This window comes from Actinospica durhamensis (genome assembly GCF_018139695.1).
GTDB lineage: Bacteria > Actinomycetota > Actinomycetes > Streptomycetales > Catenulisporaceae > Actinospica > Actinospica durhamensis.
In genome coordinates this window covers 22,925-32,270 of record NZ_JAGSOG010000083.1, presented here as the reverse complement: position 1 = coordinate 32,270, position 9,346 = coordinate 22,925, and the positions used below count along the sequence as shown (strand labels likewise).

General features: G+C 73.3%; 11 protein-coding genes. 3 read left to right on the top strand and 8 right to left on the bottom strand.

Going from position 1 to position 9,346, the window contains the following annotated elements; genetic code table 11:
- The first annotated feature begins 11 nt into the window (after positions 1 to 11).
- Positions 12 to 959: a threonine/serine dehydratase gene (locus KDL01_RS17765; RefSeq protein ID WP_212529637.1), complete on the top strand. Its 948-nt coding sequence runs from the start codon at positions 12 to 14 to the stop codon at positions 957 to 959.
- The gene (locus KDL01_RS17760) at positions 956 to 1,642 is read left to right on the top strand and encodes an HD domain-containing protein (RefSeq protein WP_212529636.1); all 687 of its coding nucleotides are present in this window, start codon (positions 956 to 958) and stop codon (positions 1,640 to 1,642) included. Before KDL01_RS17765 ends, KDL01_RS17760 begins: the two co-directional genes overlap by 4 nt.
- Positions 1,643 to 1,726: 84 nt before the next feature.
- Here KDL01_RS17760 and KDL01_RS17755 read toward each other — a convergent pair whose 3' ends face one another.
- Positions 1,727 to 2,275, bottom strand: a complete 549-nt coding sequence (locus KDL01_RS17755; protein WP_212529635.1) for a hypothetical protein — start codon at positions 2,273 to 2,275, stop codon at positions 1,727 to 1,729.
- 184 nt (positions 2,276 to 2,459) lie between these two features.
- Positions 2,460 to 2,927: a protein-tyrosine phosphatase family protein gene (locus tag KDL01_RS17750; RefSeq protein WP_212529634.1), complete on the bottom strand. Its 468-nt coding sequence runs from the start codon at positions 2,925 to 2,927 to the stop codon at positions 2,460 to 2,462.
- 147 nt (positions 2,928 to 3,074) lie between these two features.
- Between KDL01_RS17750 and KDL01_RS17745 the strand changes: the two genes are divergently transcribed.
- Entirely contained in the window at positions 3,075 to 3,971 is an 897-nt protein-coding gene (locus KDL01_RS17745; RefSeq protein ID WP_212529633.1) for an ADP-ribosylglycohydrolase family protein, read from the top strand.
- A 45-nt stretch (positions 3,972 to 4,016) separates the two neighbouring features.
- On the opposite strand, the gene KDL01_RS17740 is transcribed toward KDL01_RS17745, so the two are convergent.
- From KDL01_RS17740 to KDL01_RS17715, 6 genes are all read right to left on the bottom strand, one after another.
- Positions 4,017 to 4,562 (bottom strand): DinB family protein, encoded by a 546-nt coding sequence (locus tag KDL01_RS17740; RefSeq protein ID WP_212529632.1) that lies wholly within the window; start codon positions 4,560 to 4,562, stop codon positions 4,017 to 4,019.
- 125 nt (positions 4,563 to 4,687) lie between these two features.
- The gene (locus KDL01_RS17735; RefSeq protein WP_212529631.1) at positions 4,688 to 5,842 is read right to left on the bottom strand and encodes a hypothetical protein; all 1,155 of its coding nucleotides are present in this window, start codon (positions 5,840 to 5,842) and stop codon (positions 4,688 to 4,690) included.
- Positions 5,843 to 5,949: 107 nt separating this feature from the next.
- Positions 5,950 to 6,921, bottom strand: coding sequence for a TerC family protein (locus KDL01_RS17730; protein ID WP_212529630.1), 972 nt, complete (start codon positions 6,919 to 6,921; stop codon positions 5,950 to 5,952).
- Positions 6,922 to 7,154: 233 nt separating this feature from the next.
- Positions 7,155 to 7,427, bottom strand: a complete 273-nt coding sequence (locus KDL01_RS17725; protein WP_368861591.1) for a type II toxin-antitoxin system antitoxin — start codon at positions 7,425 to 7,427, stop codon at positions 7,155 to 7,157.
- Positions 7,420 to 8,322, bottom strand: coding sequence for an SPFH domain-containing protein (locus KDL01_RS17720; protein ID WP_212529629.1), 903 nt, complete (start codon positions 8,320 to 8,322; stop codon positions 7,420 to 7,422). Before KDL01_RS17720 ends, KDL01_RS17725 begins: the two co-directional genes overlap by 8 nt.
- Positions 8,323 to 8,337: 15 nt before the next feature.
- The gene (locus KDL01_RS17715; RefSeq protein WP_368861590.1) at positions 8,338 to 9,327 is read right to left on the bottom strand and encodes a GlxA family transcriptional regulator; all 990 of its coding nucleotides are present in this window, start codon (positions 9,325 to 9,327) and stop codon (positions 8,338 to 8,340) included.
- Between the last annotated feature and the right edge of the window lie 19 nt (positions 9,328 to 9,346).

Below are 9,346 nucleotides of genomic sequence, written 5' to 3'. Positions count from 1 at the left end.
CCCCGCCCCCGATCGGTCCCGCCGACGTCGCGGCCGCAGCCGAACGCATCGCCGGACGCGTCCGGCCGGTCGCCCTGGCCCCGGCCGACCCCGGTGCGGCGTGCGGCGACGCGCGGGTGACGTTCGCCCTCGAATACCTCCAGCACACCGGCAGCTTCAAGGCACGCGGCGCGGCCAACCTCGCCGCCGCGCACCAGCGCGCCGGGACCCTGCCGCCGGCCGGGGTGGTCATCGCCTCCGGCGGCAACGCCGGCCTGGCCTGCGCCTGGGCCGCCCGTGCCACCGGCACCCGCGCCACCGTCTTCCTCCCGGAGACCGCCCCCGCGTTCAAGGTGGCCAAACTGCGCGGCTACGGCGCGGACGTGCGCCAGGTCGGGACCGAGTACGCCGAGGCGTACGCCGCCTCGCGCGCCTACGCTGACGAATCAGGGGCCTTCCTGTCCCACGCCTATGACAATCCCCTGATCGCGGCCGGCGCGGGCACCCTGGCCACCGAGATCCTGGCCGGAGCGCCGGGGCCGGTGCACAGCATCGTCGTCGCGGTCGGGGGAGGGGGCCTGTTCGCCGGAGTGGCCGCGGCTCTGGCGGGCACCGGAATCCGCGCCGTCGCGGTCGAACCGGAGCACTGCCGCGCCCTCAACGCCGCGCTGGCCGCGGGCGGACCGGTGGACGTGCCGGTGGAATCAGTGGCCGCGGACGCTCTCGGCGCGCGCCGCGTGTCGCAGATGGCTTATGAACTCGCCCAGGGTGAGCACGTGCGCAGTGTCCTGGTGACGGACGCGGCGATCGTCGAGGCGCGCCGGAGCCTGTGGGAGGAGTGCCGCATCGCGGTGGAACACGGCGGCGCCGCGGCGTGGGCGGCGGTGAGATCGGGTGCGTACAAGCCCCGCGACGGTGAACACGTCGTGGTGGTGCTGTGCGGCGCGAACACCGACCCGGCGGATCTCGTCGCGCGATGACCACGACGAACACGATGAATGCACTGCTGGAAGCCTGGACCGCGCTGATCGGCAGCGAGGGCGGCCGCGCGGCCGGTGCCGACCTGCTCGCGCGGTATGCCGAGCCGCACCGGCGCTATCACGACGTGCGGCACCTCGAGGACGTGCTCGCGATCGTGGACGAGCTCGCGGGCGAGGCCGCCGATCCGGACGCGGTGCGCCTGGCCGCCTGGTTCCACGACGCGGTCTACGCGGTCGGGCACGACGCGGCGGCGAGTGACGCAGAGGTCTCCGACGCGGCGGCATCCGACGCGGGGATCTCGAACGAGGAGGCGAGCGCGCGGCTCGCGGAGCGGGTGCTCGGCGCGCTGGGCGTCGCCGAGGCGCGGATACGCGAGACAGCGCGGCTCGTGCGCCTGACGCAGACCCACGATCCCGATCCCGCCGACCGCAACGCGGCCGTCCTGTGCGACGCCGACCTGGCCATCCTCGGCGCCGCGCCCGAGCGCTACCGCGAGTACGCGCAGGCGGTCAGGGCCGAGTACGCCGCCGTGCCCGACGACGCGTTCCGCCGGGGCAGAGCCGAGATCCTGCGGTCCCTGCTGGCCGCGCGGACGCTGTTCCACACGGCCGCAGCCCGCACACGCTACGAGGCGCGGGCCCGGGCGAACCTCGCCGCGGAGATCGCCGCGCTCACCGCGTGAGTCCGGGCGCGCCCGGTGGGATCCGCCGGCGCGGCTCAGCCCGACTCGGTTCGGTGCGACGCGGCGCGGCGCTGCGGGGCGCGGTCAGCTCGACGAGCGGGCGACGCGCCGGCGCAGCAGGAACCACACGCCGCCGCCGGTCGCCACCATCGCCGCGCCCTCGGCCAGTCCGCCCGGCGTGGTCAGCGAGGCGCCGTCGCCGGTCTTCGCGCCGCCGCTCGGGTTCACCCCGTTGCTCGCGCCGTTGGCCACCACGAGCGTGCCGTAGAACGGGCCCTGCTTCTTGCCGATGCTCGAGGTGCAGATCAGGGTGACCTGGTAGGAGCCGGGCGCGATGTTCTTGGGCACCTGCCCGGTGCCGCCGATCATGCTCTTGAGCGGGCCGATGGTGATCGCCGGGATCCCCGGGACGCTGTTGGTCTGGAACGTGACGGTGCCGGTGGACGGGAAGTCGCAGTTGCCGCCGTCGAACACGGAGATGTTGCCGCCGGGGGCGACCGGGTTGGGCTGGATGATGATCGAGTTGTTCACCCCGCCGCTGCCGCCGCCTCCGGAGGCGAGGGCGGGACCCGCCGTGCACAGGGCCGCCAGGGCCGATCCGCCGAGGACTATCGCCGTCCGCTTGCCGTTCATACCAGCGCTACCGCCTTCGTTCGTGGATGAGGGGCGATCCGATGCGGATCCCTGACGCGCGCGTACGGCGCGCACTGTCCACGCTGCGGCACCCGGCGCGGCGGCACGAACCGGGATACTCCGTTGAGTCGATCGGCGAGCTTGCGCGGGCGGGGCCGTCCGGCTGGCGCCCGCCCACGGGGCGTCAGAGCGGCGGCGTGCCCTGCGGACGGGGGAATCGGCGCACGAACCAGCGCTGCCATGGCGTCTCCACGGCGTGCGGGTCGTAGTGCGCGCGCACGTACGCGACCGCCTCGCCGCGCGGCACGCCGTCGAGCACGGCCAGGCAGGCGAGCGCGGTTCCGGTGCGCCCGTGCCCGCCGGCGCACGCGACCTCGACGCGTTCGTGCTCGGCCCGCCGCCACACGTCGGTGAGCGCGGCGATCGCCTCGCCCCGGTCGCGCGGCAGCCGGAAGTCCGGCCAGGGCAGCCACCGGCTGGGCCAGTCGAACTCCCCGGGCGACTCGCCGAGCAGATAGAGCCCGAAATCAGGGTCCGCGCCGGCGGCGTCGGCCGCCACCGGCCGCCGCAGGCCCCGGCCGCGCACGAGGCGCCCGGAGGGCAGGGTCAGCACGCCGGGCGCGCCCGGCTCCCACGAGGTGTTGGCGTTCACCCGTTCAGCCTAGATGGCGACGGGCCCGGCGAGTCGAGGCGCGCCAAAGCAGGGGACTGATTCATTCGGCCGGAAGAGTCGGACCCTGATCACCACGCCTGATCAATACAGACGCCTGCGGGGGACGGCGCGTGCCAGACTGGCCGCATGACCGACGCCCGCCGTACTCGCGCCGTCGCGTCGCTACGCGGCCTGGCCGTGGGCGACGCGCTCGGATCCTGCTTCTTCATCCCGGACAACCTCCCGTCCCTGCACTCCCGGTCGCTGCCGCCGGACCCCTGGTGGTGGACCGACGACACCGAGATGGCCTGCTCGGTGTTCGCCGTGCTCGGCCGCGCCGGCGCGATCGACCAGGACGCGCTCGCCGCGTCCTTCGCCGCGCACCACGACTTCGACCGCGGCTACGGCCCGGGCGTGAATCGGATGCTGCGGCTGATCCGGCAGGAGGGCGGCGACTGGCGCGCGCTCGTGGCTGAGTCCTGGGACGGGCGCGGCTCGTGGGGGAACGGCGCGGCGATGCGGGTCGCTCCGCTCGGTGCCTACTTCGCGCACGACCCGCGGCACGTGGCCGCGCAGGCCGCGGCCTCCGCCGAGGTCACGCACACGCACCCCGAGGGCGTGGCGGGCGCCGTCGCCGTCGCGGTCGCCACCGCGCTGGCCTCGACCAGGCCGCGCGTCGAGGGCGCGGCGTGGCTGCGAGAGGTGGCCGACCACGTCGCGCCGGGACTCGTGCGCGACGGCATCGCCAACGCCATCGCCCTGCTGCCGCTCGAGGACGCGCGCAGCGCCGCCGCGTCGCTCGGCAACGGCCGCGAGATCTCGGCGCAGGACACCGTGCCGCTGTGTCTGTGGGTCGTGGCCAAGCATCCGGACGACTTCGCCGCGGCCTTCTGGGCCACCGCGAGTGCGGGCGGCGACATCGACACCACCTGCGCCATCGTCGGCGGCATCCTCGGCGCCCGGCTGGGCCTGGACGGCGTGCCGCCGGAGTGGCTGCGCCGCTGCGAGCCGCTGCCGGACTGGGCCGGCGTCGACGGGCCCTGATGGTCGATCGGCGCTGAGGTGCGCCGCGCGGCCCACCTCAGCGCCCTACTTCCCGGTCAGTTCCCTGCCGCCGGTGACGCGGTACAGGTCGCGCAGCAGCGCCACCTCGGCACCGTGGTGGATCACCTCGTCGGTGGCGTGCAGCACGAGCGCGTGCATCGAATCCTGCGCGTAAGGGCCGAAGGCCGGGCCGATCGGACGTTCGAGCGCCTCCTGGTCCAGCTTGCGCACGTGCCCGACGAAGCGGTCCCACTCGCTGTCGACCACGGCGGCGGCCGCGACCGGCGAGGTGGTCCAATCCAGGCCCGGGCCCGGTGTGGCCTGCGTCTCGAAGGCGCGGTCGGTGTAGCTGCGTAAGCAGTCGGCGATGTGCCACAGCCGCCAGGCGATCGTGGTCAGCGGCGGCGGTTCGGGCGCGTCGCGGTCGAGGTCCACCCGCGCGACCCCGTCCTGTCCGGTGCGCACGGACCAGCAGCCGGGGGCCGGCTCCCACAGGTATTCGTGGTCGGACATACCCGCGATCCGGTCGCGCAGCCGCTCGTGCGCGTAGTCGAGCAGGACGACGAGTTCTTGTGTGGTCGATGTGGCCATGGCGGGCCTCCGAGTCCCCGGATCGGGACAATCCCGATCATCGAGCACTCACGCTAACACCGGCCTCCGACAAAATCCCGGCGCGCGGCCGTACCCGCGCCCGCGGCCGACACCGCCCGCCCGCGTCACTGATCGGCGGCGTAGACCTGCGGCCCGGCCTCCTTGATCGCCTGCGCCGTGGCCGTCTTCTCCCACTTGTAGGCCACCGACGTGTCCTGTGTCATGTTCGTGTAGACCGCAGTCGCCTCGATCACGTAGCGGTACTCGGACTGCAGCGACCACCAGCTCGCCGCGCTGTAGTAGTTCTGGCTGTTGCACGGCGCGGCGCCCTGGCCGGTGGTGGGGCACCAGATGCTGAACTGCTTGGTGCTCACGTCCGCCAGCGCCCTCTCCACCTTGTCCGCCGTCGCGGTGTCGGAGAACGGCCAGATCTGCACCGAGACGAGGATGTCGTTGTTCGACGACACCTTCTCCACGCTCGCGTCCTCCAGGTAGCTGCCGGTCATGGCGTCCTTGCAGCCGTACTTGTTCAGCACGTCCTGGACGTCCTGAGCCATCGTCGACTGCACGCACTTCTTCTCGCCCGCCGCCTCCAGCGCGTACGTGATGTTCTGTGAGTCCACGAAGGACTGGGGCAGCAGCGCGTCCTGGGTGAACGGCGTCGGGTCCGTGCTGCCGTCGTTGAGCGCGTCCCAGTCGAACGCCTCGGCGCTGGGGGAGTCGAAGCCGGGTTCGCTGCTCGCGGGGGCCGGCTGCGAGGTCCCGCCGTCGGGGGAGGGCGAGAGCGTCACGAGCGGGTTCGCGGTGCCGGTCGGCAGCGGGAGGCCGGTGTTCTGGAACGCCACCGGAGACGAGTGGTTCTTCGTACCGGTCGAGTAGACCACCGCCGCCACCGCCGTGCCCAGCACCGCCAGCACACTGATGATCGCCACGGCCGTGCGTCCGCCGTTGCGCTGCGGCGGTTGGGCGGCGCCGTAGCCCGCGGGCCCGGGGTAGCCGCCGACAGCCGGGTAGCCGCCTGATCCCGCATAACCTCCGGCGGCGGGATGCTCCGGGTACCCCGGGTACGGCGCGCCGGCCTGCCCTGCGGCGCCGTATCCACCCGAAGCGGCGCCCGGGTCGGCCCCCGGCCACCAGCCCGCCTGGCCCACATCCGGGCTCGTGTCCGGGATCGGCGCGGTCGGCGGGAGCTCGGGCAGCGGCGCCGTCGGCTCCGGGCCCGCCGGGGGCCTGGCCCAGGCCGGGACGGTCGGCTGGTCTTCGTTCGGCTCCTCGCCCATGCAACTCGCCCCTCTTCGGTTCCGCGCCGGGGTGTCCGGTCCACCCGCTCGCCCGACGGCCACGCTGCGATAGCAGAATGATGATAGATCCGTTCGGGGACTGGTCCCTACGGCGCCGAAGCGTGCTGCTTCTCGCGCGCCCCCGCCGTACGCCGCCCGATGGTGAGGCTGGCCACGGTGGTCACGGTCAGGACGCCGCCGATGACCGCCAGCGAGAGGGGCGTGGAGATGTGCGGGGCGTGCACGCCCACCGAGGGCAGCGCCTCGAGGAAGAGCTTCACGCCGATGAAGCCGAGGATCGCGGCCAGGCCGTAGGTCAGGTACACCAGCCGGTCGAGCAGGCCGCCGATCAGGAAGTAGAGCTGGCGCAGCCCCATCAGCGCGAAGGCGTTCGCGGTGAACACCACGTACGGGTCCTTGGTCAGGCCGAAGATGGCCGGGATCGAGTCGAGCGCGAACAGCACGTCCGTGGTGCCGATCGCCACGATGACCACGAACAGCGGGGTGATCAGGCGGCGTCCGTTCTCGTGCACCCACAGCCGGGTGCCGCGGTAGGTGTCCGTGCTCGGCACGCTCCGGCGCACCCGGCGCAGCACGGCGTTCTCCTTGAACTCCTCCTCGGCCGCCCCGCCGCCGGTGATCAGCTTCCACGCGGTGAACACCAGCACCGCGCCGAACAGGAAGAACACCCAGGTGAACGAGGCCACCACGGCGGCGCCGAGGGCGATGAAGACCGTGCGCAGCGCCAGCGCCAGCAGCACGCCGATCAGCAGCACCCGCTGGCGCAGCTCACTCGGCACGGCGAAGCGCGTCATGATCAGCACGAAGACGAAGAGGTTGTCGACCGACAGGGATTTCTCGGTGACGTAGCCGGCGAAGAAGGCGCTGGAGGCCTCGCCGTCGCCGAGCCACCACAGCCCCGCGCCGAACAAAGCCGCGGCCGCCACCCAGAACACGCCCCACCAGGCGGCCTCGCGCAGGCTCACCTCGTGCGGGCGGCGCCCGACCAGGAAGTCGACGGCGATCAGGATGAGCAGCCCGACGATCGTCGCGGCCCAGATCCATACGGGAACGTGCACAGTTTGCTCCTCCGGCGGCATAGTCCATCGCCGGAGGTCTCTTCCACCCGCTTACGCGGGCCGACCGGCCGGGACGATGGCCATGGGGCCGGGTCCGTGATGACGACCTGGTCGTCGGGGGAATACTCCCCTCCTGTCACCATCATCGCGGACCCGGCCCGGAGCTGTCGAACCGTGCAGGTCACCGCTCACCCGTCAGGCTCAACGGGCGGACGCTCTGAGCGCGGTTCGGGTCAGTCGGAGCGTTCGGAGTCGGATGCGGGGGTGGACTCGGGCTCGGCGCCGTCGTCCCCGCGCCGCGGCGGGCGGCCGCGCCGGGGCAGGCCGCCGACCTCGCCGGGCAGCCGGCCGGCCCGGGCCAGGCCCTGGCGCAGCAGGAACTCGATCTGCGCGGTGGTGCTGCGCAGCTCGTCCGAGGCCCACCGGGCCAGCGCCTCGTGCACGGCCGGATCGAGCCGCAGCAGGATGCTCTTGCGCTCGCTCACGATCGGCTTCGGCTCACTGATAGAGCGTCCCGGTGTTGACCACCGGTTGGGCCGGCTGGTCACCGCACAGCACGACCAGCAGGTTGCTGACCATGACCGCCTTGCGCTCGTCGTCCAGATCGACCAGCCCCTCCTCGGCCAGCTGGTGCAGCGCCGTGCGCACCATGCCCACCGCGCCCTCCACCAGCCGCTCGCGCGCGGCCACGACCGCGTCGGCCTGCTGGCGGCGCAGCATCGCCTGGGCGATCTCGGAGGCGTAGGACAGCCGGGTGATGCGCGACTCGGTGATCGAGACCCCGGCCACCGCCACCCGCAGCGCGAGCTCCTCGGACAGTTGCGTGGTGATCTGCTCGGCGTTGTCGCGCAGCGAGATCCGCTCGGTGCCGCGCGCGTCGTACGGATAGTGCCCGGCGATGTGCCGCACCGCGGTCTCGGCCTGCGTCAGCACGAAGGCCCGCACGTCGTCGACCGCGTACGCGGCCTTCGCGGTGTCCGCGATCTGCCAGACGATCACCGCGGCCATCTCGATCGGGTTGCCGTCGGCGTCGTTGACCTTGAGCGTGGCCGTCTCGTGGTTGCGGATCCGGGTGGACATGCGCCGCCGCACGGTGAACGGGTTGACCCAGCGCAGCCCGGTCGTGCGCACCGTGCCCTGGTACCGGCCGAACAGCGACACCACCCTGGCCTGCCCGGGCGCGACCGCGTTCAGGCCGCCCAGGGTGAGCGCGGCCAGCACAAGCAGGCCGATCCCGACCCCGATCGTCACCGTCGTGTGCTGCTTGAACAGCGAGATCGCGCCGATCACCAGCGCCACCCCGAGCACCAGCAGCGGCACGCCCGGCGCGCTGGCGCTACGCCGTTCCCGGATCTGCGCGGGCGCCGTCTCGGCGGCCGCCCCCATCGCCCCTGTGCTCATCCCACTGCCCTCGATTCACCTGCTCCGGCGCGGCCCTCCCGCCCCGGATACGTCTAGCATAGTGATATCACTTTTTGGGACGGAGGCAACAGGGGCGTCGTCCTTGCGGGAGCGCAGCCGGCGCAGCATCCGGGCGTCGGTGAAGCCGACCGCGTGCGCGGCGGCCTGCGCGGTGGCGCCGTGGCTCATCAGGTGCTCGGCACGCTCGATCCGCAGCGTCTGCTGGTAGCGCAGCGGCGTGAGCCCGGTGCTCTCCACGAACTGGCGGGTGAGCGTGCGCGCGCTCACCCCCGAGGCCGCGGCCAGGTCCTCGAGCGGCAGCGGCTCGCAGAACCCCGAGTCGATCAGGTCCTGCGCCCGGTGCACCGCGTCGCGCAGGTGCCAGCGGTGCCGCAGCATCGCGCTGGTCTGCGAGGCCTCGCCGGTGCGCCGCGCGTAGACGACCATGTCCCTGGCCACCTTCGCCGCCGCGGCCGGGCCGTGCCGGGTGGCCACGAGGTGCAGCGCGAGGTCGATGCCGCTGGCGATCCCGGCCGAGGTGACCACCCGCGCGTCCAGGACGTACAGCACGTCGCGCTCCACCCGGGCCAGCGGGTAGCGGCGGGCCAGCTCGTCCCGCAGGTCGTGGTGGGTGGTGCAGCGGCGGTGGTCGAGCAGCCCGGCCTGCCCGAGTACGTCGGCCCCCGAACACACGCTGGCGACGGTGCCGCCCGCCGCGTGGTGCGCGGCGAGCAGGTCCAGCGTCGCGCGGGCCGGGCGAGGACCGGCCGCCAGTTCGGGCAGTCCGCAGCCGGGGACGAACACCAGGTCCTCGGCGGTGAGCTCGGGCCAGGTCGTCTCCGCCCCCAACCGCACGCCCTGCGCGCTGGGCACCTGCGCCTGCTCGCCCACGTAGGCCAGTTCGTACGCGTACCCGAAGTCGGCGGCGGTGGAGAAGACCTGGGCCGGACCGGCGAGGTCGAGCAGATGCAGGCCCGGCAGCAGCAGGAAGACGACCTTCACGATCCGGTCAGCCTACCCCGCC